The sequence below is a fragment of the Salirhabdus euzebyi genome (assembly GCF_014207435.1).
Classification (GTDB): Bacteria; Bacillota; Bacilli; order Bacillales; family Alkalibacillaceae; genus Salirhabdus; species Salirhabdus euzebyi.
This window is the reverse complement of sequence record NZ_JACHGH010000012.1, coordinates 1-25,850: the sequence shown is the minus strand read 5'-3', so window position 1 is coordinate 25,850 and position 25,850 is coordinate 1. Positions and strand designations below refer to the sequence as shown.

General features: G+C 35.9%; 32 protein-coding genes. 10 read left to right on the top strand and 22 right to left on the bottom strand.

The annotated features are described in order from the left end of the window. Window positions 1-49 precede the first annotated feature (49 nt). Window positions 50-577 carry a ferritin family protein gene (locus HNQ94_RS16015; RefSeq protein WP_174497395.1) on the top strand — a complete coding sequence of 176 codons (528 nt, stop codon included), beginning with the start codon at window positions 50-52 and terminating at the stop codon, window positions 575-577. A 51-nt stretch (window positions 578-628) separates the two neighbouring features. Here HNQ94_RS16015 and HNQ94_RS16010 read toward each other — a convergent pair whose 3' ends face one another. Further along, window positions 629-829, bottom strand: coding sequence for a CDGSH iron-sulfur domain-containing protein (locus tag HNQ94_RS16010; RefSeq protein WP_174497396.1), 201 nt, complete (start codon window positions 827-829; stop codon window positions 629-631). A 76-nt stretch (window positions 830-905) separates the two neighbouring features. Then, window positions 906-1,373: an NUDIX hydrolase gene (locus HNQ94_RS16005; protein ID WP_246200053.1), complete on the bottom strand. Its 468-nt coding sequence runs from the start codon at window positions 1,371-1,373 to the stop codon at window positions 906-908. A 278-nt stretch (window positions 1,374-1,651) separates the two neighbouring features. Here HNQ94_RS16005 and HNQ94_RS16000 point away from each other — a divergent pair, with 278 nt between their 5' ends. After that, entirely contained in the window at window positions 1,652-3,094 is a 1,443-nt protein-coding gene (locus HNQ94_RS16000; RefSeq protein WP_221452592.1) for a SulP family inorganic anion transporter, read from the top strand. 51 nt (window positions 3,095-3,145) lie between these two features. On the opposite strand, the gene HNQ94_RS15995 is transcribed toward HNQ94_RS16000, so the two are convergent. From HNQ94_RS15995 to HNQ94_RS15985, 3 genes are all read right to left on the bottom strand, one after another. Then, on the bottom strand, window positions 3,146-3,319 hold the full coding sequence (locus HNQ94_RS15995; protein WP_174497398.1) for a hypothetical protein: 174 nt from the start codon (window positions 3,317-3,319) through the stop codon (window positions 3,146-3,148). A 121-nt stretch (window positions 3,320-3,440) separates the two neighbouring features. Then, entirely contained in the window at window positions 3,441-3,974 is a 534-nt protein-coding gene (locus HNQ94_RS15990; protein WP_174497399.1) for a D-glycero-alpha-D-manno-heptose-1,7-bisphosphate 7-phosphatase, read from the bottom strand. A gap of 61 nt (window positions 3,975-4,035) precedes the next feature. After that, window positions 4,036-5,562 (bottom strand): glycine betaine uptake BCCT transporter, encoded by a 1,527-nt coding sequence (locus HNQ94_RS15985; RefSeq protein WP_174497400.1) that lies wholly within the window; start codon window positions 5,560-5,562, stop codon window positions 4,036-4,038. Window positions 5,563-5,721: 159 nt separating this feature from the next. On the opposite strand from HNQ94_RS15985, the gene HNQ94_RS15980 reads away from it, so the two are divergent. The 3 genes from HNQ94_RS15980 to HNQ94_RS15970 all read left to right on the top strand — a co-directional run bounded on the left by HNQ94_RS15980 (window position 5,722) and on the right by HNQ94_RS15970 (window position 8,253). Further along, window positions 5,722-6,396: an SIMPL domain-containing protein gene (locus HNQ94_RS15980; RefSeq protein ID WP_246200054.1), complete on the top strand. Its 675-nt coding sequence runs from the start codon at window positions 5,722-5,724 to the stop codon at window positions 6,394-6,396. 164 nt (window positions 6,397-6,560) lie between these two features. Then, window positions 6,561-7,148, top strand: coding sequence for a sigma-70 family RNA polymerase sigma factor (locus HNQ94_RS15975; RefSeq protein ID WP_246200055.1), 588 nt, complete (start codon window positions 6,561-6,563; stop codon window positions 7,146-7,148). After that, complete coding sequence (locus HNQ94_RS15970; protein ID WP_174497402.1) at window positions 7,141-8,253, top strand: hypothetical protein; 1,113 nt, start codon at window positions 7,141-7,143, stop codon at window positions 8,251-8,253. Before HNQ94_RS15975 ends, HNQ94_RS15970 begins: the two co-directional genes overlap by 8 nt. 31 nt (window positions 8,254-8,284) lie before the next feature. On the opposite strand, the gene HNQ94_RS15965 is transcribed toward HNQ94_RS15970, so the two are convergent. Further along, window positions 8,285-9,007: a ZIP family metal transporter gene (locus tag HNQ94_RS15965; protein ID WP_174497403.1), complete on the bottom strand. Its 723-nt coding sequence runs from the start codon at window positions 9,005-9,007 to the stop codon at window positions 8,285-8,287. 149 nt (window positions 9,008-9,156) lie between these two features. Here HNQ94_RS15965 and msrA point away from each other — a divergent pair, with 149 nt between their 5' ends. Further along, window positions 9,157-9,684 carry a peptide-methionine (S)-S-oxide reductase MsrA gene (gene msrA / locus HNQ94_RS15960; protein WP_174497404.1) on the top strand — a complete coding sequence of 176 codons (528 nt, stop codon included), beginning with the start codon at window positions 9,157-9,159 and terminating at the stop codon, window positions 9,682-9,684. 177 nt (window positions 9,685-9,861) lie between these two features. Here msrA and HNQ94_RS15955 read toward each other — a convergent pair whose 3' ends face one another. From HNQ94_RS15955 to HNQ94_RS15935, 5 genes are all read right to left on the bottom strand, one after another. Beyond that, a complete protein-coding gene (locus HNQ94_RS15955; RefSeq protein ID WP_174497405.1) occupies window positions 9,862-10,260 on the bottom strand; it encodes a nucleoside 2-deoxyribosyltransferase in 399 nt (132 codons plus the stop codon). 15 nt (window positions 10,261-10,275) lie between these two features. Then, window positions 10,276-10,764, bottom strand: coding sequence for an NUDIX domain-containing protein (locus HNQ94_RS15950; protein ID WP_311771634.1), 489 nt, complete (start codon window positions 10,762-10,764; stop codon window positions 10,276-10,278). 85 nt (window positions 10,765-10,849) lie between these two features. Next, complete coding sequence (locus HNQ94_RS15945) at window positions 10,850-11,740, bottom strand: manganese catalase (protein ID WP_174497407.1); 891 nt, start codon at window positions 11,738-11,740, stop codon at window positions 10,850-10,852. Window positions 11,741-11,973: 233 nt separating this feature from the next. Next, window positions 11,974-13,431: a catalase KatA gene (gene katA, locus HNQ94_RS15940; protein WP_174497408.1), complete on the bottom strand. Its 1,458-nt coding sequence runs from the start codon at window positions 13,429-13,431 to the stop codon at window positions 11,974-11,976. A gap of 289 nt (window positions 13,432-13,720) precedes the next feature. Next, on the bottom strand, window positions 13,721-14,560 hold the full coding sequence (locus HNQ94_RS15935) for a patatin-like phospholipase family protein (protein ID WP_174497409.1): 840 nt from the start codon (window positions 14,558-14,560) through the stop codon (window positions 13,721-13,723). A 193-nt stretch (window positions 14,561-14,753) separates the two neighbouring features. Here HNQ94_RS15935 and HNQ94_RS15930 point away from each other — a divergent pair, with 193 nt between their 5' ends. The 3 genes from HNQ94_RS15930 (at window position 14,754) to HNQ94_RS15920 (ending at window position 16,791) form a co-directional block, all read left to right on the top strand. Further along, window positions 14,754-15,611 (top strand): transporter substrate-binding domain-containing protein, encoded by an 858-nt coding sequence (locus tag HNQ94_RS15930; RefSeq protein ID WP_174497410.1) that lies wholly within the window; start codon window positions 14,754-14,756, stop codon window positions 15,609-15,611. An 11-nt stretch (window positions 15,612-15,622) separates the two neighbouring features. Next, window positions 15,623-16,315, top strand: a complete 693-nt coding sequence (locus HNQ94_RS15925) for an amino acid ABC transporter permease (protein ID WP_246200056.1) — start codon at window positions 15,623-15,625, stop codon at window positions 16,313-16,315. A gap of 95 nt (window positions 16,316-16,410) precedes the next feature. Next, on the top strand, window positions 16,411-16,791 hold the full coding sequence (locus tag HNQ94_RS15920; RefSeq protein WP_174497411.1) for a hypothetical protein: 381 nt from the start codon (window positions 16,411-16,413) through the stop codon (window positions 16,789-16,791). 27 nt (window positions 16,792-16,818) lie between these two features. Here HNQ94_RS15920 and HNQ94_RS15915 read toward each other — a convergent pair whose 3' ends face one another. From HNQ94_RS15915 to HNQ94_RS15865, 11 genes are all read right to left on the bottom strand, one after another. Next, a complete protein-coding gene (locus HNQ94_RS15915; protein ID WP_174497412.1) occupies window positions 16,819-17,406 on the bottom strand; it encodes an ATP-dependent Clp protease proteolytic subunit in 588 nt (195 codons plus the stop codon). Window positions 17,407-17,421: 15 nt separating this feature from the next. Next, window positions 17,422-17,607, bottom strand: coding sequence for a hypothetical protein (locus HNQ94_RS15910; protein WP_174497413.1), 186 nt, complete (start codon window positions 17,605-17,607; stop codon window positions 17,422-17,424). A 2-nt stretch (window positions 17,608-17,609) separates the two neighbouring features. Then, complete coding sequence (locus HNQ94_RS15905; RefSeq protein WP_174497414.1) at window positions 17,610-18,215, bottom strand: winged helix-turn-helix domain-containing protein; 606 nt, start codon at window positions 18,213-18,215, stop codon at window positions 17,610-17,612. Between the two features lie 137 nt (window positions 18,216-18,352). Continuing rightward, window positions 18,353-19,654: a globin-coupled sensor protein gene (locus HNQ94_RS15900; RefSeq protein ID WP_174497415.1), complete on the bottom strand. Its 1,302-nt coding sequence runs from the start codon at window positions 19,652-19,654 to the stop codon at window positions 18,353-18,355. 147 nt (window positions 19,655-19,801) lie between these two features. Continuing rightward, window positions 19,802-20,359, bottom strand: coding sequence for a hypothetical protein (locus HNQ94_RS15895; RefSeq protein WP_174497416.1), 558 nt, complete (start codon window positions 20,357-20,359; stop codon window positions 19,802-19,804). Then, window positions 20,356-21,303 carry a hypothetical protein gene (locus tag HNQ94_RS15890; RefSeq protein WP_174497417.1) on the bottom strand — a complete coding sequence of 316 codons (948 nt, stop codon included), beginning with the start codon at window positions 21,301-21,303 and terminating at the stop codon, window positions 20,356-20,358. Before HNQ94_RS15890 ends, HNQ94_RS15895 begins: the two co-directional genes overlap by 4 nt. Before the next feature lie 56 nt (window positions 21,304-21,359). After that, complete coding sequence (locus HNQ94_RS15885; protein WP_174497418.1) at window positions 21,360-22,220, bottom strand: thermonuclease family protein; 861 nt, start codon at window positions 22,218-22,220, stop codon at window positions 21,360-21,362. A gap of 164 nt (window positions 22,221-22,384) precedes the next feature. Beyond that, window positions 22,385-22,762: a RidA family protein gene (locus HNQ94_RS15880; protein WP_174497419.1), complete on the bottom strand. Its 378-nt coding sequence runs from the start codon at window positions 22,760-22,762 to the stop codon at window positions 22,385-22,387. A gap of 51 nt (window positions 22,763-22,813) precedes the next feature. After that, window positions 22,814-23,107 (bottom strand): DUF5658 family protein, encoded by a 294-nt coding sequence (locus HNQ94_RS15875; protein WP_174497420.1) that lies wholly within the window; start codon window positions 23,105-23,107, stop codon window positions 22,814-22,816. A gap of 166 nt (window positions 23,108-23,273) precedes the next feature. After that, window positions 23,274-24,125 carry an MBL fold metallo-hydrolase gene (locus tag HNQ94_RS15870; protein ID WP_174497421.1) on the bottom strand — a complete coding sequence of 284 codons (852 nt, stop codon included), beginning with the start codon at window positions 24,123-24,125 and terminating at the stop codon, window positions 23,274-23,276. A gap of 76 nt (window positions 24,126-24,201) precedes the next feature. Beyond that, window positions 24,202-24,822: a peptidoglycan DD-metalloendopeptidase family protein gene (locus tag HNQ94_RS15865; RefSeq protein WP_246200057.1), complete on the bottom strand. Its 621-nt coding sequence runs from the start codon at window positions 24,820-24,822 to the stop codon at window positions 24,202-24,204. Window positions 24,823-24,974: 152 nt separating this feature from the next. On the opposite strand from HNQ94_RS15865, the gene HNQ94_RS15860 reads away from it, so the two are divergent. Next, on the top strand, window positions 24,975-25,559 hold the full coding sequence (locus HNQ94_RS15860) for a TetR/AcrR family transcriptional regulator (RefSeq protein ID WP_174497423.1): 585 nt from the start codon (window positions 24,975-24,977) through the stop codon (window positions 25,557-25,559). The last annotated feature ends 291 nt before the right edge of the window (window positions 25,560-25,850 follow it).

The window sequence follows — 25,850 nt, the reverse complement described above, 5'->3', positions numbered from 1 at the left end:
TTCAACACAAACTAACCATAACTTTTTGGAAAAGGACGGGAGATAAATAATGAGAAGAATACAAATATCAGCATTTATATCATTTTTATTGTTATGTATACCAATCGAAGGCAACATTTCAGCGGATAATATACCACATAATTATGGAGCAAAAGGTGCACTACAGGATAAAAATATTACGTTAGAAGAAGCATTGCATTACGCAATTCAAGATGAATATTTAGCTCAGACCCGTTACGATGTAGTTTTAGAACAATTTGGCAGAGGAATACGACCTTTTTCTCAATTGGAATATGCAAACAAAAGAAATATTCAAGAACTGTACTCCATGTTCAGAAAGCACAATATCCCTATCCCAAGAAATAACAATGATGTTGTTACATTTTTAACAGTACCTGAAACAATAGATGAAGCGTTTAGAGCAGAAATGAGGTATGAGATAAATAATATTTCTATGTACGGAAAATTTGTAAATCGAGTCGATTTGCCACAGGATGTTAAACGTTTAATGAGTGAATTAAGAGATGCATCTAGAACTCATTTAACACAAATCAAAACGGAATTTAATAAGTATTAAAAAACAACTCCGTCCTCTACTATAGAGTTACGGAGTTGTTTTTTCCTTTTATTAAGCTCTCGGTTTACTATCAAAGCCGATTTGTTTATGAGTTCCATCACAAAATGGCTTTTTAGATGAATGACCACATCGACATAAAGAAAAGCTTTTTTTCGTTTCAAACACGTTTCCCTCACTGTCAATCATCTCAACATCCCCAGTAACCCGAATCGAACCATTGTCATTTACTTTAATTTGAACCTTTTCACTCATTAGACCCCTCCTCCATTTATATATATTGCTCTTTATCTAGGATAAAACAAAAAAAGGAAAATTGAAAAACCTATGCTTACTTTATAAAAGGCCCTTGTTGTCCAGATAGCAAATCGTCAAATTCCATTATTTGATCTTTCCATATGTCTGGCAATTGATTTAATGGAAAAAATTGAAGGTCTAATGATTCATCGTTATCTTTATGTAAAGTCCCTACAAATTCACGGCACGTAAAAATTACCTTCACGTGTGCAATTTGATCCCCATTTTGAAGCACTCTTTCCTGAAGGGGGCCTGTGTATATACCAAACAATTCTAACTTTCCAAGTTTTAAGCCCGTTTCTTCAAATGTTTCTCTCCTGGCTGTTTCTTCAATTGTTTCTCCTATCTCCATATAACCACCAGGATGGCCCCACACATGATAGTCAGAACGCAATTGAAGAAGAAGCCTTTCCCCCTCGTCAAAAACAAACACTCCAGCTGCAACCATAATTACTTTATTATTTCCGACCATGTTACGTAAATAGCCTATATAATCCTTCATGACTTCACTCCCAAAACAAAGTTGTTTATATAGTAGCATAAGTTTTCAATCATCGATAAGAACGATTAGAACACTTGTGAAACAAAATCTATTCATGAACAAAAAATACAGGATAACAAAGGATATAGCATCTAATTACAGGAACAAACGCTTTCATTGTACTTTTTCACACTATGAAAATGTGTCAATTATGTGTATAATTCTCTCTTGTGTGCAACGGTCTGATTTTCGTGAGAGTCGAAAATCAAAAAAATATAACATCAAAGAGGTGGGAACAGTTGTCGAGTACTTGGTTTGGAAATATTAGAGGAGACGTTTTAGCGGGGATAACAGTTGCTTTTGCTTTAATACCAGAAGCAATTGCCTTTTCCATTATTGCTGGCGTAAATCCTATGGTAGGTTTATATGCATCATTTTGTATTGCGGTTATAATAGCTTTTGTCGGTGGACGACCCGGTATGATTTCTGCTGCAACAGGAGCAATGGCTTTATTAATGGTCACATTAGTAGCAGACTACGGCGTAGAATATTTGTTTGCGGCAACCATTTTAACTGGTGTTATTCAATTTTTACTAGGTGTATTAAAATTTGGGCGTTTTATCACATTCATTCCACATTCCGTTATGATTGGGTTCGTTAATGCATTGGCTATTTTAATATTTGTCGCACAGCTAGAGCACTTCATAGGGGCTACATGGGTTATGTATGCTTTTGTCGGTGCTACATTAGCAATCATTTATTTATTACCTCGTTTGACCAAAGCTGTACCTTCTGCCTTAGTAGCAATCATTGTTATGACTGCAGTAGCGGTTTTTGGAGGTTTTAACAGTCTATCAACTGTGGGGGATATGGGAACTATCACGAGTACATTTCCACTCTTCTCCGTTCCAGATATTTTGTTTACTTTTGAAACATTTATGATTATCCTACCTTATGCTGTTACATTATCAATCGTTGGGTTGCTTGAATCCCTTCTTACAGCAACAATTGTTGATGAAATGACAGAAACAAAGAGTGATAAGAACAAAGAAGTAAGAGGACAAGGAATTGCGAACGTCATAACTGGATTTTTTGGCGGAATGGCTGGTTGTGCAATGATTGGCCAATCTGTTATAAACGTGAAATCTGGTGGGACAGGCCGACTGTCTTCTCTAACAGCAGGAGCGTTTTTACTATTTTTAATCATTGTTATGGGGGATATCGTAGCAATGATTCCAATGGCTGCATTAGTTGGGGTTATGATTATGGTTGCAATTGGTACTTTTGATTGGCAATCTATTGGAGAGTTAACGAAAATCCCTAGAAGTGATGCGTTTGTCATGTTAACAACAGTGGGTATCGTAGTCTATACACATGACTTAGCAAAGGGAGTAATTGCAGGGGTTGTAATTAGTGCTCTTGTTTTTGGTTGGAAAATGGCTCGTATTAAAATTTCTTCATCGATTAAAGAGAATGGAACAAAAGTATATACTGTTTCCGGACAATTATTCTTTGCCTCCACTACACATTTTATCGATAGTTTTGATTATGTTAATGACCCAGAACAAATTGTTTTTGATTTCAAACACGCACACGTTTGGGATCAATCTGCCGTAACGGCAATAGCTAAAGTAAAAGAAAAATATAATAAGCTAAACAAAACGGTTTCAATTGTCGGATTGAACGAAGAGAGTAATCAACTTGTAGAAAAAGTAGGATTAACTGCTCCATCCGGTCACTAAAACAGGAAAGCCATTTTATTATCCCTTTGGATAGTAAAATGGCTTTTTTATTTAGGAAGATTCATGGGTAAACCATGCAATAACAGTGGTGATTATGTACATAAATGGGTCCTTTGTTTTTCCCTTTTCCATTGTAGCTTTTTCACAAAGTTTATTTTTTAATGCAGGTTTTTCTTGCTGTAAACGATTCATAGCCTGTCTTCTGTAAGTAGATTCAAACATCATGTTGATCTCTCCAATCAGCTCAGATAGAATATAAACGCTTACTATATAAGTCTGATTATATCATAATTTAAAAATATGAAAATATCTGACAATTAAAAATTTATGACTTTTTTGAAACACTTTAGGCATGATATTCTGCTAACCAATTTGCTACAGACAATAAATCTGGAAAATACATATCGGCCTCTACTTCATCTTTTTCTCTTTCCCCAATCAATATCGTCCTTGTACCTGCTTCCCTTCCCGCAATAATATCTGGTTCCCTATCCCCTACCATGTAACTTTGTGCTAAATCTATATCGTATTTGGCAGCTAGATCGAAAAGCATTTTTGGCTTCGGTTTACGACAAGCGCAATTGGCATGAGGCTTGTGGGGGCAATAAACAACTTCATCAACATACGCTCCAATTTTTGCAAGGTCTTCTTCCATTTTTTTGTGTACATCTTGTAAGGCTGATTCTTTCATGTAGCCTAAGCCAATTCCACCTTGGTTTGTAACAATAAAAACTTTAAAACCTTCTTCATTAAACAACTTTATCGCTTCAGCTACTCCGTCCAATAAATAAAAATCTGTTGGTTTATTAACGAATTTTACTCGTTCACTTAAAACTTCATTCACAACCCCATCACGATCTAAAAACATAGCTATGTTCATTTAATCAGCTCCCTTTTAGGTAAAAGTATAACTGCCAATAAAGACAGTTACACTTATCAAACTACTTTTTTTGTTGCACGTCCTTTCTCCTCGGTAAATCATATCTAGGCTCTTTCTTTAGAGCCTTATATAAAGAGACACACATAATTAACATAATAATAGTAAACGGTAGAGCGGATATGAGTGAGGCTGTTTGTAAACCTTGCAGACCACTGCTAATAATTAATACAGCTGCAATTGCTGCTTGTAAAACTCCCCAAATAATTTTGACCAACATCGGCGGGTGCAAGCTTCCATTTGTCGTCAACATCCCTAAGACAAACGTGGCTGAATCTGCTGATGTAATTAAGAAGGTAAAGATTAATAATATCGCCAAAATCGAGAGTAATTGCGTAAATGGAAAATGTTCAAAGGTGGCAAACAGAGCACTTGTTACGTCCACATCTACAGCTTGTGCAATCATTGTTCCCTGAAACAAATCGAGATTTAAAGCAGCTCCACCAAATACAGCCATCCAAATCATTGCAATAACAGGTGGCACAATTAAAACACCTACTACAAATTCCCGTATAGTCCTTCCTCGTGAAACCCTTGCTATAAAGGACCCTACAAAAGGAGACCAAGCAATCACCCATGCCCAATAAAATATAGTCCAATCCTGCACCCATGTTCCACCTCTATATGGTGACAATCGGAGACTCATTCCTACAAATTGCTGCAAATAGTCGCCAATACCCAACGTTAAGGAATTTAAAATAAATACAGTAGGACCTAGTATAAGGAAAAAAAGCATTAATCCTAATGCTAACGTTAAATTGACATTACTTAAAATTTTAATTCCTCTATCCAACCCTGTTGTAGAAGATATTAAGTATAAAACCAACAGAATGCCTGTAATGGTAAGTTGTGTTGCAATATTATTAGGGAAAGCGAACACATGCTTTAAACCCCCATTAATTTGTAAAATTCCCATTCCCAATGAAGTTGCAACTCCCATAACAGTTGCAATTACTGCTAATATGTCAATCGGTATTCGCAACAAACGTTTATTGCCTTCCCCAATTAATGGATTAAAAGTTGAGCTAATTAAACCATTATAATTTTTTCTATATTGAAAATAAGCAACAGCTAGTCCAACAATAGTAAACACGGACCACTGATGAACGCCCCAGTGAAAAAATGCATAACGCATAGAGTCCCTAGCAGCCCCAGCCGTTAATGGTTCTGCATCAGTTGGAGGATATAAGAAATGTTGCATCGGTTCAGCAACCCCCCAGAATACAAGGCCCACCCCAAATCCAGCACTAAATAGCATTCCTATCCATGTAAAAAAAGAGTATGCCGGCTTGTCATCGTCCTTTCCAAGTCTTATTTTCCCAAAACGACTCAGAGCAAGGAAAACACAAAATATAACAATTAAAAAGACAGCTATTAAGTAAAACCAACCAAATGCATTAGTTGTAAAACTATAAATTGCTGTAGCAATTGATTCAAAGGTTCCAGGAGAAAGGGCACCCCATAAAACTAAAATCCCAATAAAGATAGCTGAAACCCAAAAAACAATATTTAATTTAGAGTTATCTATCACTTTTATGTCCTCCTCGTAGCAATTAAGGCTATTTCTTATCTTTCGAATATCAATTAATTTTATTCACAAGTGATAGTTACGAATTAATTTTAACTGTACACTGTCTTCCTTTCCCGCATATGTATAGATAAGGACATTTGACTAAAGGAAGTGAGGAACATGAATTATCACTATCCACCGTTAAACTATGGCACCCGACAACAAGCACAAATGAACAATATAATGAAAGTAATTGGAGAAGGGGTACTTCCTGTTACACCCGATCAACTAGAAATAATACTAGGTGTGACAACAGAAGGAGAAAACCTTCAGAAAACGCAACAATTAAATGCTGAAAAAGCATCAAGAGTACGAAAAGCTTTATTGCAAAAAGGAATTAAGGAAGAAGATATCCAAACACAGGATTATAGAATAAACCTTAACTATGATTACAAAGATGGAGAAGAAATTTTTAGAGGTTATAGGGTTGTCAACATGTTGGAGTTAACGGTAAAAGAAGTAGAGCAGGCTGGTGTTATAATTGACGCAGCAGTTAAGGCTGGTGTTAATACAGTCACGAATATTAACTTTACTGTTGCCAATAAACAACTCTACTATCAGCAAGCATTAACGAAAGCTATTCAAAATGCACAAAAGAAAGCTACTGCAATTGCAAAAACGATTGGTGTCCCATTTAATCAAATCCCAGAACGTGTAGAAGAACTTTCTATTAATGACGAACGACAACCACGAGAAGTAGTTTTAGGAATATCAACAGAGGATAGCATACCTACCCCAATTGAACCTGGCCTTCTTTCCGTAAAAGCTATAGTAGAAGCAGAGTTTAACTATTAACTCCGTTGACAATTCATCACTTGATGAATTGTCTTTTTTTGTTATTTACAAAAGATAATAGTCCGTTATATTTAAATAAAAAAACTTTTTTCCCAAAAAATGAACGAGATTTTATAATTGTTGCGTCTTACTTATGAAACTCAAGATTGAGGAGGGAAATGAAAGTGGGGCATTTGCAAGTGGTTCAATCACCCTATCAAGAACAGGATTTGAAAATTTTACAATTAAATCCTAACCAAGCTATTGAAGTAATTATGGACACCTATGGAGATGAAATAAAACGATTAATTTTTACGTATGTAAAAAACACCTCAGATACAGATGACGTCACTCAGGAAGTATTTGTAACCATATATCGAAAACTCGGAACGTTTCAAGGTAGGTCATCATTAAAAAGCTGGCTGTATTCTATCGCTATTAATAAAAGTAAGGACTATTTAAGAAGTTGGCAGAATCGAAACAGTAGGTTAAAAGAAAAACTATCGCTATTCTCTAAGACAGTCAACACCGACAGTGATACCCCTGAAGACGTTGCCGTCAAACAAAATGAATCTAACCAACTATTAAAGCAAGTATTATCTTTACCAATTAAATACCGAGAAGTATTAGTCTTACACTACTTCAAGGAACTTTCCACAAAAGAAGTTGGGGATGCTTTACATATAAAGGAAGCTACAGTCCGAACTAGACTAACCCGAGGTAGAGAATTGCTAAAGACGATTTTAGAAGAAAGAGGTGTCAATAATGGATAAAAAATTAAAAAATCTTAAAACACAATTTGAACATGATATTCCAACTTCCTTTACGAATAAGGACCGTCAACTCGTATTAAAGAAAATATCCAAGGAAAGCAATCGAAAACAGAGAGCTACTCCATTTTTACCAAAACCTATTACCGCAGTGTTAGGTGCAGCTGTCCTATTTTTCGGATTGATGGTTGCTAATCAACAATGGAATATAGTGAATTTATCAGGAACTAATGCCAATAACGGATCAGTAATTGACGAATCAGTTCATTCGTTAAGCTTTGACCCAGAAACAATTAAAGTAGGAGAACAGTTTGGGGCTTTCACCGTTAGTAAAATTGAGCTAAAAAAAGACCATACCATTATTTCTTTTGAAGGAACGGACTTTATTACAGCAGATGTGGCAAACGATGCGAAATTGCTCTTTACACCAAAGGACTATTCTCTGGATTTACTACCAATATCAAATCAGGACTCTTTATCAAATATTTCCTTTGCCATAAGTGAAAATGAAAAAACAAGATCAATGTTTAGTTTTTCTAATCAGGATGGGGCAATTGCTGAAGATCAACTAATGGAAGTAAATCAAATCCAATATCATATAAATGATACCGAAAGTTTTGTTACGGTTGAGATAAGCGGAGTAAGTGGAACTAATTTAGGAGAAAGTATTACGTATAGCTATGATGAAGTGTCGGTAGAAGTAACTGGTGAGTTACTTTCCATTTATAAGGAATATGCTAGTGATAAAAATGACATGGTTTTAAGAGGCTTAAAGCCTTTTGATATCTTCAAGTTATACTATCATGCTAGAAGTATAGAAGATTTTGAAACTGTCCACTCCCTTTATATTAAAGGAGATAAATACGGAACCCCTTCATTGGAAGAGTTTCTCGGGGATCCAAAATTTTGGGGTGCAACATACGCCGAAAATGATCAAGCATTTTATGAAGAGCTAAAACAAGTGAGAGCATTTAACGAAGTTTATGTATCTGAAACAGAGTCTGCTGTAAACTTTACATTACCTTCACATGAATATGGAAGACATTTTTCCTTAACCAAAGATACGAATACAAATGTTTGGAAAGTTAATTGGATTCCGATGCAATGATTAAAAGCGCCTATTGGCGCTTTTTTCATTATTATAGGGTTGTCAACATGAGAGAACTAATGAGACCTATTGCTGCCAACAAACCTACAACCGGTCCTCCATCCTCATAAGCTTCTGGCATCATGGTAGAACTGACCATAGCAACAACCCCGCCTGCAGCAAATGCATTAATCCCTGCAACAAATTGATCAGACGCATGATCTAGTAAAGTATATCCTCCAAGGGAACCTAATGAAGTTAACGTAAATACTACTGCCCAAAGAATCAGAATTCTTTTTCTCGGATAATTATCCTTTTTCAGTCCAATAGTACTTGATAAGCCTTCAGGAAAATTACTAATGAAAATCGCAATCACCAATACCATACTTACGTTTGCATCAATTAGACTTATTCCAATAACTACTGCTTCTGGAATAGAATCTATTATCGTACCAATAAAAATTGCCAGCCCTGAATGACCTTGTGGGTTTTGGTTTGAACGTTTTCGTTGATGTGCTCCTTTTTTTGCTAAAAACAAATCAAAAGCTGTATACGTTAATGCACCTATTAGAAAACCAATCAAGGTAGCTAAAAAACCACCTTTTTCTACGGATTCAGGAAGTATTTCGAATGTTGCTGCACCGAATAAGACACCCGTTCCAAACGCCATTATAAATGCTAATACTTTTTTCTTGATCTTAAAGTATAGTCCGATGAGAGCTCCTATTAATAAAGCAGAACCTGCTACCCCACCCCACATAAGTGCTTCAAGCATGGTGATTTCCCCTTTATCTATATAGTTACTAATAGGTTTTCCATTCCGTATCGTAATAAAACCTGTCAACAAACAATTCTGTTGTAGTGGTAGTGTTCTAGTGTTATAATTTCTTCACTTTAGTAATGAAATAAAGGAAGTGTTCAAGCATGAGTAAACAATTAGAAAAAGCAACTTTTGGTGGTGGTTGTTTTTGGTGCATGGTTAAACCATTCGATCAATGGGATGGTATTCATGAAGTTATTTCTGGATATTCAGGTGGTCATGTAGAAAACCCAACCTATGAAGATGTAAAAACAGGTAAGTCTGGACACTATGAAGTTGTGCAAATAACGTTTGACCCAGAAGTTTTCCCTTACGAAAATATTTTACCCATTTTTTGGCAACAAATAGATCCTACTGACGCAGGTGGACAATTCCAAGATAGAGGCGATCAATACCGCACAGCTATTTTTTATCACTCGGAGGAACAAAAGCAACTTGCAGAAAAATCGAAACAAGAACTAGCTAATAGCGGTAAATTTTCGAAACCAATCGTAACAGAAATCTTACCCGCTGCTCCATTTTATCCGGCAGAAGATTATCACCAAGATTTTTATAAAAAAGAACCAGAAGCATATAAAGAAGACCGAAAGAAATCTGGACGCGATGAATTTATTAGTGAAAACTGGAAATAACCTGGTGGAAGAATCGAATCATGGCAATTGTTAAGTTAGAGGTTCACATGAACTAATGGAAGGTTCAACTGAACTTATTGAAGGTTCGGCCTCATGATTGCAGGTTCAACTGAACTAATTACAAAGTTTCGCATTTTGCTATTTAAAAAGCCAATGGATCAAGATCCATTGGCTTTCCTATTGAATATTGTTTTCCATCAGTGTTACTTCTTTAATAAAATTCTCCAGTAGACCAACGTATTTATAGACTCCATCCACGTAGTAAAACGTGCATGATCGTTCATAGTCATAAATATCGTGATCTGGTGAATATAAATAAATCCTTTTATTTAAGCCAAGAGCGATACCAAGCTCCACATGAGTTCCAGCCCCACCTGGCATAAGCATTACTAGAAAATCCGCATTTTTCACTGCTTCCCTTTCTTTTTTTCCAATTCGTTTTAGTTCATCAAGTGTGCTTGCTCTTTCGTTTTTTGTCCAATCATATGTATGTAGGAAACCGGCAAACTTTAATTCCTCGACTACTTGTTGGACCATTTCTTTATTATGAAAGCTGGATGCTACATAAAAGTTCATGTTTACCATTCCCCCTTACTTCAGTTTCACTATTTTCTCTCTTAATGGTGGCGTTTTTAATTCCTCGTGGGTGATGGAAATTTCAAACGTTCCTTCTTGAAAGAAATAAGGTAATCTTCGCCTAAACCATGACTGCATCGGGACGTCTTCTAGCTTGTCCATCGATACCCATTTCAGTTCTCCCTCTGGTGGCTGAGCCAGTAATTCTCCACTATAAACAGTAGCTAAATAGTTAAAGACAATGTAACGGTAGTTGTCATTTAATAACGTAAACTCATCTACCCCTTTATAAATTAAATCCTCTGGTCGAACAGATAGCCCCGTCTCCTCTTTAATTTCCCTGGAAGCACCTTCTGAAAAACTCTCTGTTAATTCAATCTTTCCACCAGCGCCAATGTAGCCGGGAAAACCCAATTTTTCTGGCCTGTTTATGAGTAAAACTTCATTTTTTTGCACATTATGTATGATGGTCATCGTCAATAAAGTCGTTGTTATTTTTTTCATCATGTTCCCCCACTATTTCTATATTCAATTATTTTACCATTAAACAGAAAAACCTAATAGGCTTATACCTATTAGGTTCTATATTTTAGTGAGGTCCACCGTCATTCATTTGATTTTGTTGTTCATATTCTGCAGCCTTAGTACCAGGAGGTAATTGACCCGGTATTGGAGTTCCATGGACATAATTAGGGGATGGATTTAAAATTGGAATTTGCCCCATTGGTTTTGGACTTTCATCAAATTCAAATTCAGCTTGACCATCCATAGACATGCCACTAGCCCATCTACCTTTTGCACTCTCTTTCCCTTCTGAAAAATTCATGAAGGAATATGCAACTTCTTGTTTTTCTAAGTTTTTCGGGAATGTACTCGGAACTACTTCCCCCTGTTGTTGCTCTAATTCTTCAATCGCAGCCATCCATTGATTTTGATGCATTTTGTCGCGTGCAATTAAGAAAGACAGCATATCCCTAACACCAGGATCATTCGTTTGTTCATACAGACGAACTACCTGTAAACGTCCTTGGGATTCCGCATTTAAATTGGCGCGAAAATCAGCAAGAAGGTTTCCACTTGCAATCGTATACCTAGAGTTCCAAGGATATCCGACGCTGTCTGTTGGTGTAGCACCTAGACCAGAAACAATCATGTGCTGTGGGTTCATACCGCCCAATACAGCTTCAACTGCTGGATCTTTTGCTGCTTCCTCTTGCTCTTTAGCTGGTGCCCCATCTAGCAACTGGGCGATCATCGTCGCTATCATCTCAACGTGGGCAATTTCTTCCGTTCCAATATCCAGAATCATATCACGGTATTTCTGCTCCGCACGGCAGTTAAAGCCTTGAAATAAATATTGCATCATTACGGTCATTTCACCATACTGACCACCCAGAATTTCTTGAAGTTTTTTCGCATAAACTGGATCTGGACGTTCAGGTTTTGCATTATATTGAAGCTCTTTTACATGATAAAACAAAACATTTCCCTCCTCAAAAAATTAATTCCACCTTATGTTTACCTAAGGGAATGAAAAAAATTCTCAGTGGTTACTTTACGAAGAGGGGTAATCATCCAAATCAGCTCTTTTTCAACCAAATACTCAATTTATCAGCCAAGATTATAATATATCAACCAAAATGATGATAATTTCAACCAAAAATATAATACAGCAAAAAAAGGCCACCGAATTCGGTGACCTTTAAACTTAAATTATTTTACTTCTGCAGGTACAGAAAGTCCTAAACCTTCTGCAATACGAGTACCGTACTCAGGATCTGCTTTATAGAAGTGTTCAATTTGACGTAATTTGATTTCTTCTTTTTCAACAGGTTCCATCGCACCTACAATATTTGAGATAACGCGAGAACGCTCCTCTTCACTCATTAAGCGGAATAAGTCTCCAGCTTGGGAGTAGTAATCTTCATCATCATAAGGAACTGCATCTGCAAAACCATGTACTGCTAATGGTGCTTGTGCATTTTCTGGTGTTTGTTTTGGACCACCGTAGCTATTTGGCTCATAGTTGACAGATCCACCACCATTGCTATCAAATCTCATTTGTCCATCGCGTTGGTAGTTGTTCGCTTCATTTTTAGAGCGGTTAATTGGTAGTGCATTATGGTTTGCTCCGACACGGTAACGGTGAGCGTCTGCATAAGCAAATAGACGACCTTGAAGCATCTTATCTGGTGAGAATCCGATACCAGGTACTACGTTACCAGGAGAGAAAGTTGCTTGCTCTACCTCTGCAAAGTAGTTTTGCGGATTGCGATTTAGTACCATACGTCCAACTTCGATTAGTGGATAATCTTTATGTGGCCATACTTTTGTAACATCAAATGGATTGATGTTGTATGTCTTCGCATCCTCTTCTGGCATGATTTGAACATGTAGCGTCCAAGAAGGGAATTCCCCTTTATCAATTGCATTAAATAGATCTTCTGTATGGTAATCTGGATTTTCTCCAGCAAGCTTATTCCCAACCTCTTGAGCAAGGTTTTTAACACCTTGATCCGTTTTGAAGTGATATTTAACCCATACAGATTCACCTTCTGCATTTGTCCAACGGAATGTATGGCTTCCATAACCGTTCATGTGACGGTATGTAGCTGGAAGTCCACGATCACCCATTAAATAGGTTACTTGGTGTAAAGATTCTGGTGATAACGACCAGAAATCCCATACTGCATTAGGATCCTTCAAGTGAGTTTGTGGGTTACGCTTTTGTGTATGAATAAAGTCAGGGAATTTAATTGCATCACGAATAAAGAAAATAGGTGTGTTATTCCCAACGATATCGTAGTTTCCTTCTTCTGTGTAAAATTTAACGGCAAAACCACGCGGATCACGAACTGTATCAGCTGAACCTAGTTCACCTGCAACAGTTGAGAAACGAATAAACATGTCCGTTTTTTTCCCAACCTCAGATAAGAAGTCTGCTTTTGTATATTTTGTTAAATCGTTTGTAACTTCAAAATAACCATGTGCACCTGCACCCTTTGCATGAACGACACGCTCTGGAACACGTTCACGGTTAAAATGAGCCAATTTTTCTAATAGATGTACATCTTGTATTAGGGTTGGACCTTGTGTTCCAGCAGTTACTGAGTTTTGGTTGTTTGCTACTGGAGCCCCAGTACTTGTTGTTAAGTATTTTTTATCAGCCATAAGATACCACCTCTTTGTAAATTTATACCCCTTAATTATAATATATACAATCTAATAGTCAATACTTAATTATAATAATTATAATTAATAGATAACAAAACACTTATGTATTAAGGCTTTCACCATGATAATTAATATTAAAATCTATCAATATGAAAAAATAATAGTTTTTTCATTTTCAATTGAGGTATGTAAATAAAAATATAGTACAGGTGCTAGTATACTATACCTAGGACAATTTTTTTAGTAATATGCTTGCTTTCAAAAAAATAACAAGGCCAAAACAAATTTATGTTTTCAGCCTTGTTAATTTTTCTTTAATTTCTTTCATCTGACCCTTTGTATATTGATAGCCTTTATTAATACATTCTTCAATCCTTTTGAATTCAAATAAGCCAATGTCGCCGACTTCAGGGTAAATATTCAAGTCAGCTTTTTCATGATCCTGCTTCATCTGTGTTTCAAGCATTAACATCATTGAGCAGTTTAATAATGGAGAGATGGTATCAAAGTGCTCATCCTTCTTAAAGGTTGAAATAGGATCTATACTAATAACTGTTTCAGCTCCTAATTCTCTGACCACCTCAACTGGGCAGTTTTGTACTAATCCACCATCAACTAAAATATACTCTTCCCAACGAACGGGTTGATACATAATAGGAATCGAACAGCTAGCTCTAACTGCTTTATTTATCGTTATATTCGATTCAGTATGGTAACTTGGCAATTTTTCCTGTGTGAAGATTATAGGTTTCTTGCTTTTCAAATCCGTTGCAACAATTGCACAAGGGAGTTTGAACGAGGAAAACGTATCATTTCCGGTAATGGTAAAAATAATGTCTTCAAGCTTTTGTCCCTTTACAAAGCCATCAAAATATTTCGTTCTTCTAAAAAATTTTCGGAGTATATTTCTCCAATTGAAATCTATATGCGACTTATTTATCGACATCAAATCCATCTTAATATCCTTCAATGGATAACCATAAGCATATAATGCTGCTACAATGGATCCAGCACTAGTTCCTGCTATGTGGCTAATTTTGATATTTTCTTCTTCCAAAGCTTGTAGAACACCGATTGACGCAAACTTAGGAACCGCTCCTCCAGCTAAAGCAATCCCAACCTCCATATTATCACCTCTATTTTTAAGGATTAACATTATAAAGTGGCATATTCCACTTCGATTAAAAGAACAAACATCAAACAGAAAATAAATGCATATAGACTTTATAGAAAGAAGGGCAATGAAAATTACTTGAAAGGTTTGTCCATCGTTGCTATATTTAATAAGACTTTTAACATAGAAAAGAGGAGAGACACAAATGAAAAAACATACTTTATTATCCTTGTCTATTATCGTATTAATAATTATATTATCTGCTTGTGGTACAAGTGATGATTCTAATAATGCGTCGGAACAAACGCTATGGGATAAGGTAAGTGAAAAAGGAGAAATAGTAGTCGGAACTTCTGGAACATTATATCCTGCTTCTTTTTATCCGGAAAACTCAGATGAATTGACTGGGTATGATGTTGAAGTAATGCGCGAAATTGGAGATCGTCTAGGGATCGACATCAAATTTGAGCAAATTGGAATTGATGGTTTATTTGCTGCAATTGGAACACGGATAGATATTGCAATAAATGACGTTGAAATTACGAAAGACCGACAAGAAACATTCAATTTTTCTGATCCCTACAAGTACTCCTACACGACGATGATTGTCCGTAAAGATGATTTATCTGGTATCCACACACTAGAAGACCTAGAAGGGAAAAAAGCTGGTGGCGGTGCAACAACTGTCTTTAGTGACATTGCGAGACATTATGGAGCAGAAGTTGTTACATACGGTAACGCAACGAATGATGTCTATTTACGAGATGTGGAAAATGGACGTACTGATACTGTTATTAACGATTACTATTTACAAACTTTGGCACTTCAAGCTTTTCCTGACTTAGAAATAGTGATTCATCCAGATCTGAAATTCCACCAATCAGAACAAGCAATCGTCATACCAAAAGGTGAAGATGAGCTTACTGAGAAAATAAACAGTGCTTTAGAAGAACTAAGAGAAGATGGAACATTAACAGAAATCTCAAAACAGTTCTTTGACGGAAAAGATGCTTCTGTACCACCAGAAGATGAAGTACTCGAAATTGAAGGACTAGATTTTTAAGGTGGACTATAGTGGATTTTTTTACTGATATAAAATGGGAAAAATTATTTAATACGGAACGAGCTATTGAAAGCATTCCGTTTATTTTAGAGGGGTTACCAATGACCATCGCCGTTTCTTTTGCAGGAATGGCGATGGGGTTAATGATTGGATTTTTTCTTGCCCTAGCAAGAAGATCCGACAAGATCATATTTAGATGGCCTGCTCGCCTTTATATATCTTTTATGCGGGGTACCCCAATTCTTGTCTTTCTTTTTATTTTGTATTATGGACTTCCCATAGTTGGATGGAACTTGGATGCATATACAGCAGCAGTATTTGGATTCGGATTAAATAGTGCAGCCTATATAGCGGAAATTAACCGTTCAGCTTTAAACAGTGTTTCGAGAGGGCAATGGGAATCTGCTCATGCTTTAGGATTCACTTATTGGAAAACACTAAGATTAATTATAGTTCCTCAAGCAGCACGTATTGCCTTACCCCCATTAACAAATGTGTTTTTGGATATTGTTAAAGCAACGTCATTGGCTGCTGTTATAACAGTTCCTGAAATGTTCCAGAAAGCACAAATAGTTGCCGGACGGACAATGGATTCCATGACCGTTTATATTTTAGTAGCTCTTATTTATTGGCCACTCTGTATTGTTATCGCAACATTCCAAGAATGGTTAGAGCGCAAATATGATTATTACGCAAAGAAATAACCTGCCAGGGTCAGCCCTTGCAGGTTTTTTCATTTTAAGATAAAAAAATAAATATTTGGTTAACCTAAATAAAACAATTATTTAAGGAGGAAACGATGAATACATTTGTAGAGACATTGCTAAACTGGACAAAAAACAAAGCGAATAAGTGGACAGATAATATCAAAGAAAGAATAGATAAAATTGCTCACTCAACAAATGTTACGGTTAATGATGTAGCTACTTTAATTCTTCTTCATCCTGACACAAACAAAAAAGAAAATAAGTACTTAGGATTAGTTTTCCATGACTGTTATTTACAAATTGACAATACCCGCTTCTATTTAGAAACAAAAGGCAAGATCCATCCATATGTTCTAACGTGTAAAATTTGGAAAAATGGTGAATTATATTCGTCGTATCATTCTTATAAAGACAAAGGTGGAAAGATAAATATTCCAGATTCTTTAAAGGAGAATATGAGTAAAGAAGTATAAAAAAGCAGGGGTAATCCCCCTGCTTCTTTATGATAGACCATTGGATAGTATATCATCTATTAAGCCTAACTTTTTCGCTTCTTCTGGATCAAAGAAGCGGTCACGATCCGTAATATTGTCTACTTCTTCAATTGTCATTTTTGATCTTTCTGAAATGATTCGATTAATTTTCTTTCTTGTTTCAATAATATGTCTTGCATGTATATCGATATCTGTAGCTTGGCCTCGTGCCCCACCTAGCGGCTGATGAAGCATTACTTCACTATTCGGTAAGGCATACCTTTTGCCTTTTGTTCCGCCTATTAAAAGAAAAGCGCCCATTGATGCAGCCATTCCTATACACATCGTACTTACAGCTGGTTTAATCTGCTGCATCGTATCATAGATAGCAAAACCAGAAGTAATCGCTCCACCGGGAGAGTTTATGTACATGTTTATATCTTTTTCCGGATTATCAGCTGCTAAAAATAACAATTGAGACACAACAGAATTAGCAACTTGATCATTTATTTCTCCTCCAATAAAAATAATCCTGTCTTTTAGTAAACGAGAGTAGATATCATATGATCTTTCTCCATTTTGCGTTTTTTCAATCACATAAGGTATTGTGTTCATTTATAAAGCCTCCCTTTAAGCACACATTTTTAAATTCGTTTTTATTCCTTCACCAAACCCTGAAGAAACTTGTCTAATAGCGATAGTATTTTGCCCATTCCCTACTTTCCACACCTGGGTGTCTGGAGAAGAACTTTTGTTAGTAGAAAATGGAATCACATTACTTTGCTTTTCTTCATTTGTACCTTTTCTATTGTTCAATTTTATTCACCCTCCTTCTTAACCTGTGGATATAAAGCAATCAAAACTTGAAAGAGATCATCGTTTTGCTCTTCTTTTCCGTGCCCTTCATACTGTTTTACTAAATCGGAAACTAATTGCACATAATCCTCTACAAAACTCTTTCTCATCTGTTCATTTTCAAAACGGATTGCAAAATCTAACATGGCAGACGGGATATGTTGTGCATCCTCCACATGTCCCATTAGTGTGACCGTGTCTTCTTTCATTTTTTCAGACATTTGAAAAAGATGATTTAAAGACCCTTGATCTTTCATTCGTTGAACAAATTCATTTTGTACGCGTACATCATCAGGTACAACAAATTCTTCTGCAACAGCTTGGTACATCACTTCTACTAAATTTCTTATTTTTCGATGTCCTACCATTTCAATTAGGTTTACACTCTCCAATTTTTTCATATGGTAATTGATCTTTTGTGGCGTTTCATCCATATCCTTTGCAACTTCACTAGATGATTTAGCGTCCTTCAACATACTTAATATGCTAACTTTAAAGGAATTGTTCAACATTAAGATTTGTTCCGCATCTGTCACTAACATTTTTCTTAATTTAGGCTGCTCATTCATTATTATGACCCTTTCGTAAAAAAAATATTTTTACGTTAAAATTATATTATTACGTTAAATAAAAAATGTCAACTTTAACACTATTTCATTTCAAGTTTTAGATAAAATAAAAACGCCCCATATTGGGCGTTTTCCTTTTAAGCCATATTTGCCGCTTGATTTAAATCCTCCGAAGATAGCATAACCCCTTTTGTTGCATCTCCAATTTCTTCAATTACCTCAACTAAGTCACTAATTTGCTTTTCTACTTCTTGTATAGAAATAGCATTTTGAGTCATTCCATCAACGATTGTTTGGAAAGTGTCTTCTGCGTCCTTCGAAGTAGATCTTCCCTTATTAACAGCAGCTTTAACGCTATCTATAGATTCAATCACATTTCCTGTGTACTCATTTGACGTATTAATTATGATTTGAATACTAGCAATAGATTCTTTTGTTTGTTCAGCTAGTTTCTTCACTTCATTTGCTACTACTGCAAAACCTCGGCCATGCTCCCCTGCTCTTGCCGCTTCTATTGCAGAATTTAAAGCAAGCAAATTCGTCTTCTCCGCAATATCTTGTACGATTAATATAACATCTTTTATTTGCTTGGATGAATCCCATAATAGATTAACCATTTTGTTCATTTGTTCCGTATCCTTAGAAATCAAATCGATATTATTTGCTAATTCCTCCATACTAACTAATCCCTTTTGAACATAACTAATATTTTTCTTCGATTGTTGATTACTCTCCACAATTTTTTCTTTGACATATTGACTATTACTTAAGAGATTTTCAACAGAAGTGTTTGTTTCAATCGCATGGCCAACTAAATCAGAACTAACATCTAATATCTTTCCCTTTAATTCTTCCTTTACTTGTTCATACTGCATTTCCATCCGTCTCATATTTTCCCGCTCATATGCTTCTAGTACGATTTGTTGCTCTAGACTTAATATTTTGGTAACAACCAATACAATTTGGCGAAATTCTTCTTGATTATGAACTTGGTCAGAAATAATGTTTATTAAGGAGTTTTGTAAATTTTGAAAAGCCCCCATATACCATGCTGGTTCTAGTCCAATATGATAATGTACTTTTGCTACTTTATATCTTTTATCCACAAAAGATTGATCCATGACCCCACCAAACATTTCAACCATATGGGTGCGTAACGTTTTCCTTAAACGTTCAACGGAGCTATGCTGTTCTATTATTTCTCGTAATCCACTAACTACTAAAATAGTTCCATAAAACTCCTCTACAAGTAAATCAATGTTTTCCTGTACGATAGGTTGAATACTTTTGATGAGGCGTAGGTCCTCTTTCGTAAAACGAATCATGTTAAGCTTTTCTTCGATTCCAGCATCATTAACTATATCCATTACAATATTTAACTGTTTGGATTCTTCAACCCATGACTTTTCTTTTTTCCCTTTTCCCCATAGCACCTTCATTGCTTCACTCTCCAAATAAGTATATATTATACAAATACTATACTGAACTTATACAAATATTACCGATAAACTATACATAAAGCAACAATTTAGCCTGAAAAAGGAAAAAAAGCTACAACTTTTGCAAGTTGTAGCTTTTCCATTTAATTAAATATCTGCTTGTATTTTACCAAATCTTCTAACTAACACTAAAAAAATGATTTCCATAACGAAATAAGTTAACAGAGGAATAATGATAAATACACCTAACCACTCTTTACTTATATGTAGAGCAAATGGACTTATAATCATCGTTATTAACGTTATGATTATATATAGCTTAAAAATGGTTAATGTTCGCGAGTAGAGTTCCTTTTCTCCTTGTTCCTTAGCAATAGACAACATTAATTGAAACAAATAAAAGACTATCACAATATGAAGAATATCGACTAAAAAGGTGTAAAGCGTTTCGGTTGAAAATATGGTTAGATGATTATACTCTGCATTTTGCCGAGGTATAAAAATAGTTGGGATTGAGATAAAAATAAGGGCGAATGCCAGATAAGATGCTTTTTTCCCAATTGGATATTTCTCCAAAACTAATTGAATTCCTGAAAAAATTAGATAGTAACCTAAAGGATCTGGAAGGATATCAATTACTTCAATATTTATTTCTACTAATACGATAATCAATCCCCAAAAAATTTTGTGAAATGCTGCTCTCATAAAGACCCCCCTTGCCTTTGTTTTATAAAGTCCTTCACTTGCTGTTCTGTTAAATCAGGAGAATCAATAATCGGAACAGGAAATGAAAATGATTCTCCATTTTCTGTTCGTCCATTCAAATTAATATCAAACTGAAAATAGGTATCACGAGTAGGATTGAATTGAATGTTTAGCTTCGTCCACTCACCTTGATCAAGGGAAATAGGGAAGATCCGCTCTTCTACTAGCACACCTGGTAATGCATCAAACTCTTTATCCATATCTTCCTTAAACCAATCCGGTAAAGAACCATCTTGCTGTAATTTCTCTAATTCTTTTAATTTTTCTTGATCCAAGTCCATTTTCATTGCAATATCTTCACCAATAGCGTCTGAAAACGGCACAGTAATGGATTCAATTGTAACCGGTTCGGTCATTACAGCCGTATTGTAAGCCCTATGTTGGCTACTACTCCCTCCTGCTCTATTTTCCATCACCCGAACATCATTAGGAAAAGAAGAGTGAACAACAACTTCCCCAATAGGGGCATTTATTTGTTCACCATTTGAAAAATAAACCCCCATGTTTTGAAAGGACCATGATTGGTTTGATTCTTTATCAATTGGCAGTAAGTCATCCGGTAAATCAATTAATACAGACTTTAAATAGTAATACCGAAATTCCTGTTTAAAAGTTACTTCTTGATCATTCCACGTGGTGAAGCGTTGGTCTGGATATACGTAGGCATCTATCCCATCAATCTGGACATGACTTACCTCTAACGGTTCGGATTTATTCGTAAGGTAAAAAAACTCCAAATAATGATTATCTTGTTGCATATATGTTTCATAATAGTGATTCATAAAAATGGGTTCATCTATCTCCTTTGTTTCTAAATATAGGACATTTCCTATCCAACTCATTATGGCAAGTATGATTCCAAACCAGAAAACCCTTTCTTTCATCTTCATTCCTCCTGTTCCAGTGTATGTAAAAAAGCTTCAAACAAAACGCTTGAAGCTTAGCTTTTGGATGGGCGAAACCCAGCTTCCTGTGCTGCCTTCTCTGAAGTAAAACACATTTCTGCCTTTGTCACATTATAATAATTTCCTTCTGGTATATGATAAATTTTATCCCCACTGGAAGAATCATTTCCCTTTATGTGACCACTACATTGCCCGTTTTGATCAGGCTCAAAGGAACTATTTTCTTCCCCATTTTTTGGCTTATCCTCCTCAAACACCTCTGTATGGTAGCCATGATCATGCCCAATATGCGCATAGCCATCTACTGACCAAATACCAACACCACGATTTTTTGCTTCTAATTCAATTTCTCTATATTTATCTACATACTTGGTATTAGGAGCATAGACATAAGCTACGCGTGCTAGGCCTTCTTCTAGTAAAGACTCCTGAATCGATTTTCCTTCTGTTGTATACACATACATTAAAAGACGCCCATACTTATCCCGTTCACTGACATCCTTTTCGATGAGAATCGTTTTACTACCTGCTAACAACTCCTCTACATAGGCCTTCGCTTCCTCCCCAAAGGGTTGTTTACCAAGCTGGGGATGGGATGTTTCCGGAGTATCAACTAACAAAAATCGAACAGATTCTTCCTGCCCATTCCATTTTATTTTGACCGTATCTCCGTCGATAACATAAAGAATAGGAACCTCAATCTTATGTTCAACCTGTTCGTCTATAGGAGATTCAATACTAGAATCTACTGTGCCCTGATTATTTTGTGCCCCTTGGGTATCCTGTTGTTCTTGTCTTTGCTCATCTCCAGTTTCGGTCTGGTCTAAATCAACAACACCGCATCCAGAAATGAGAAAAACAATGATGATACATATAGAATAAAGTATTTTTCTCAATACAAAACCCCCGTTTTAAAACCCTTTCCATCATTATAATGCAAAATCACCTTATATTAGGGACTTTTAAAGAAAACCCTTTCGATTAGGACCCTTAAAAAAAGGGGCTGTACCAAAAAGTTAGTTTCTACACTTTTGGGTACAGCCCCTGTTTACAAGGAATACTATTTTATGTATGCTATTGCATCAATTTCAACGAGAACATCTTTTGGTAATCGACTTACCTCTACTGTTGCTCTAGCTGGATAAGGTTCTTCTAAAAATTCAGCGTACGTTTCGTTAATAGTTGGGAAGTCTTCAAGTGATGTTGTATAGATGGTAAACTTAACTACATCAGAAAAAGTTAAATTGGCTTCCTTCAGAATAGCTTGTAAATTTTCCATCACCTGTTTTGTTTGTTCTACTATTCCATTTGCAATCTCACCAGACACTGGATTGATCGCAATTTGGCCAGAAACATATAAAAAGTCTCCAGCTTGTACAGCTTGTGAATATGGACCTATTGCTTGTGGTGCTTGATCGGTATGGATGACACGTTTCATGAATATCAACCTCTCTTTTTTCTAGTTGATAACATACTACCATATTTCCGTTTAAATAGTGTGGGATATCCAAACAAAATGCATCCCCAATACACCGACATAAATCAAGATAGTTGATTGAAGAAGTATGCGCCATTTTTTATACCGCTCTTTAGGAAAATGTATGGCTATTATAATTAACAATATGGATAAAGCTAATTTCACAAAAATAAAATAAACAGGATGCGCTTCCCATAAAAAACGCATGATTGGATTTTGTTCTGTTGTTATATGAAAACTTAATGCAATTGCTGTTAACCCCATATCCACAACATTTAATAGGGCAATAATATAAAAATAAAACACCGAATCACCTCATCAACCTTATTCGTTTTAGTCTCGGCGAAGATGAACATCTGTAAACCTATTTATAGATTATATGTATGATTCGGTCACTGTTTCCGAAATATCACAATGACTTTTGTGACTTCACAAAAAAACCAGAGCATATTTTTCCGCTCTGGTTTTTCTATTAATGCTCCTTTTTATTTATATACTTTCCGTAATCAGGGATTGCAATTTCATCAAAATTATTCACTAATTTCTCTAAGCTAGTTGCCAGTGTTTCCCCAGTCATTGGCAAGCCATGACCTGTAACTGCTATTGTAGGGTTTAACTTCTGAAGCTTTCTGACAGAATCCCAGGCGGTATCCCAATCGGGGGTTAAATATCTAGGTGGTCCACTTATTTCTTGCTCTTGAACAAGCACTTTGAAAAGAGAATCTTGCTTTACGGTGATAAACGCATCTCCTACTATTAATGCTCCGTCTTGCTCACGATAAAAGGAAACATGTCCAGGTGTATGACCAGGTGTATGTATCCATTTCCACTCCGGCATTTCCGGAACTGTCCCATCTGTTGGTAGCTTCTCCACGTGATTCCCTAGATTTATTGGCTCATTAGGAAAGTAAGGTGACATTTTTGCAACTAAACCACCTTCTACTGTTGGATCTGGCTCAGGATAGCTTTTTTGTCCTGTTAAATAAGGGATTTCTAGTTCATGTGCATAAACAGGTACATTCCAGTACTCCACTAACTCGACAACAGCTCCAATATGATCAAAATGGCCATGTGTTAGCACAATTGCTTTAGGAGGCACATCTCCAAAACGTTCCTTTGCAGCTGTTAAAATATCATCAGCAGATCTCGGCATTCCCGCATCAACAAGGGTCCAACCGTGTTCCTTATCCCCAACAAAACAAAGATTTACAACTTGAATAGGTAGACAATAAATATCTCGTGCTACTTCTTGTCCAATTTTACTCGTTAAGGAAGTGACTGGAATAAACCGATTGTCATCGCTATACTTCATTTCATCCTTCACGCAATATACCCTCCTTTTTTCGTTCTGTTGTTTATTTTTCCAATACGCCAAGAAAGTATGTGGATGACCTAGGCCACTAGAACATTTTCGTCCAAGTAATTGGGCCAACAATTCCATCTACTTCAATACCTTGTCTTTCTTGAAATAATTTCACGGCATTTTCTGTAATTGGGCCAAAGATACCATCTGCATCTACATTAACGGCACGTTGAATTCGCTGTACATTAATTCCTTTACTACCTTTTAGAAGAAGCTTACCTGGATAAGGAAAAAGTAGTTTTTTCTTATCCAACGAGCTAGTTTTGATTAAGTATTTTAAGGGGTCTACTGCATTTGACTTTCTAATATTCCAATTTCCAACATGTAACTCAAAATGCAAGTGCTGCCCGTAAGAATACCCTGTATTCCCCATATAGCCAATGATTTGACCTTGTTCTACTACTGAATCTTCCATCACCTCCCTTTTCTTTAAGTGAGCATAAACGGATTCGTATAATTGTCCATTTACATTATGTCTAATAAAAACAACATTTCCATAGCTAATGGAATAATAAGACCTTGTAATAAATCCATCGGCAATCGATAAAATTGGTACGTTACCACTTTTCGCAATATCAACTCCATGGTGAGATGGTCTGTTACCTTCTCTAAACCTACTCGTTATTCTTCCTTCACACGGCATTATAAAATGTTTCATTTTTTCCCTCCTATTACATATATAATCGTTCATTAGTTATGATGAGGTGTTGGAAAAAATTTCTTGACAGTATCCCAACAAAACTGCTATTATTTCCTCAAACAAGTTAACGCCGTTAACATTCGATTGTTTTGATAGGAGTTGAAGTTAAAATGAAAGGGTCTAACACAAAGGATCAGATAATTGCAGAAGCCTCCAAGCTTTTTCTAGATGAAGGATATGAAATGATATCGATGAGAAAAATTGCGACTAAAGTTGGCTGTTCCCCAACTAATCTTTACAGGCACTTTCAAAACAAAGAAGATATACTCCTTGTTCTATTAGAAAGAGGATATTCAGTTTTCCTCTCTTACATCCAACAAGCAATAGACCAAAACAAGGAACTAGAATTTCGCATTAAATTAAAACAAGCATTGAAGTCATATGTGAATTTCGGGTTAGAAAATAAAGAGTATTACCAGTTAATGTTTATCCGTAATTTTGAACATTTTGATAGAGTAGTTATTGGGGAAAGTGACAGAATGAAAGGATTCAACCTATTGGCAAATCTAATACAGGAAGGAATGGAGAAAGGTCTAGTCAAAGGGGATATAGAGGTAATTAGTCAATCATTATGGGGATTGATACATGGTATAACTTCCCTTCTAATTACATTTAAAAACTCATTTCATTGGACCAATGAACAAAGCTTAATTGATTTTCATGTAGATACCTATTTAAAAGGATTATTAAAATAGAATTAATGTGATGAATATAGTTGAAACACACTCCCTTTCATAAATTAATTTAGTTACATTTCCATTGAAACTACGTGCAACTGATTACTGCTTTATTAAGGATCTTTTGTAACTGTTGCGCGTTTGCTAAACAGTTGATGGAAAATGCGACGTAACTTGATGTGTGCGAATCCAACCGCTACGGAAATACACTACACTTTCCACGGGCTCGCGCTGAGCCTCCTCACTCGCAAAGATCGCTCGCTGTGGGGTCTCAACGTCTTCGCTGTCCCGTAGGAGTCTACGTGTATT

Coding starts and splice junctions, on each gene's coding strand:
- HNQ94_RS16015 (WP_174497395.1), top strand. CDS start 50: ATGAGAAGAATACAAATATCAGCATTTATATCATTTTTATTGTTATGT.
- HNQ94_RS16010 (WP_174497396.1), bottom strand. CDS start 829: ATGAGTGAAAAGGTTCAAATTAAAGTAAATGACAATGGTTCGATTCGG.
- HNQ94_RS16005 (WP_246200053.1), bottom strand. CDS start 1,373: ATGAAGGATTATATAGGCTATTTACGTAACATGGTCGGAAATAATAAA.
- HNQ94_RS15995 (WP_174497398.1), bottom strand. CDS start 3,319: ATGATGTTTGAATCTACTTACAGAAGACAGGCTATGAATCGTTTACAG.
- HNQ94_RS15990 (WP_174497399.1), bottom strand. CDS start 3,974: ATGAACATAGCTATGTTTTTAGATCGTGATGGGGTTGTGAATGAAGTT.
- HNQ94_RS15980 (WP_246200054.1), top strand. CDS start 5,722: ATGAATTATCACTATCCACCGTTAAACTATGGCACCCGACAACAAGCA.
- HNQ94_RS15970 (WP_174497402.1), top strand. CDS start 7,141: ATGGATAAAAAATTAAAAAATCTTAAAACACAATTTGAACATGATATT.
- HNQ94_RS15965 (WP_174497403.1), bottom strand. CDS start 9,007: ATGCTTGAAGCACTTATGTGGGGTGGGGTAGCAGGTTCTGCTTTATTA.
- msrA (WP_174497404.1), top strand. CDS start 9,157: ATGAGTAAACAATTAGAAAAAGCAACTTTTGGTGGTGGTTGTTTTTGG.
- HNQ94_RS15955 (WP_174497405.1), bottom strand. CDS start 10,260: ATGAACTTTTATGTAGCATCCAGCTTTCATAATAAAGAAATGGTCCAA.
- HNQ94_RS15950 (WP_311771634.1), bottom strand. CDS start 10,764: ATGAAAAAAATAACAACGACTTTATTGACGATGACCATCATACATAAT.
- katA (WP_174497408.1), bottom strand. CDS start 13,431: ATGGCTGATAAAAAATACTTAACAACAAGTACTGGGGCTCCAGTAGCA.
- HNQ94_RS15935 (WP_174497409.1), bottom strand. CDS start 14,560: ATGGAGGTTGGGATTGCTTTAGCTGGAGGAGCGGTTCCTAAGTTTGCG.
- HNQ94_RS15930 (WP_174497410.1), top strand. CDS start 14,754: ATGAAAAAACATACTTTATTATCCTTGTCTATTATCGTATTAATAATT.
- HNQ94_RS15920 (WP_174497411.1), top strand. CDS start 16,411: ATGAATACATTTGTAGAGACATTGCTAAACTGGACAAAAAACAAAGCG.
- HNQ94_RS15915 (WP_174497412.1), bottom strand. CDS start 17,406: ATGAACACAATACCTTATGTGATTGAAAAAACGCAAAATGGAGAAAGA.
- HNQ94_RS15905 (WP_174497414.1), bottom strand. CDS start 18,215: ATGAATGAGCAGCCTAAATTAAGAAAAATGTTAGTGACAGATGCGGAA.
- HNQ94_RS15900 (WP_174497415.1), bottom strand. CDS start 19,654: ATGAAGGTGCTATGGGGAAAAGGGAAAAAAGAAAAGTCATGGGTTGAA.
- HNQ94_RS15895 (WP_174497416.1), bottom strand. CDS start 20,359: ATGAGAGCAGCATTTCACAAAATTTTTTGGGGATTGATTATCGTATTA.
- HNQ94_RS15890 (WP_174497417.1), bottom strand. CDS start 21,303: ATGAAAGAAAGGGTTTTCTGGTTTGGAATCATACTTGCCATAATGAGT.
- HNQ94_RS15880 (WP_174497419.1), bottom strand. CDS start 22,762: ATGAAACGTGTCATCCATACCGATCAAGCACCACAAGCAATAGGTCCA.
- HNQ94_RS15865 (WP_246200057.1), bottom strand. CDS start 24,822: ATGAAACATTTTATAATGCCGTGTGAAGGAAGAATAACGAGTAGGTTT.
- HNQ94_RS15860 (WP_174497423.1), top strand. CDS start 24,975: ATGAAAGGGTCTAACACAAAGGATCAGATAATTGCAGAAGCCTCCAAG.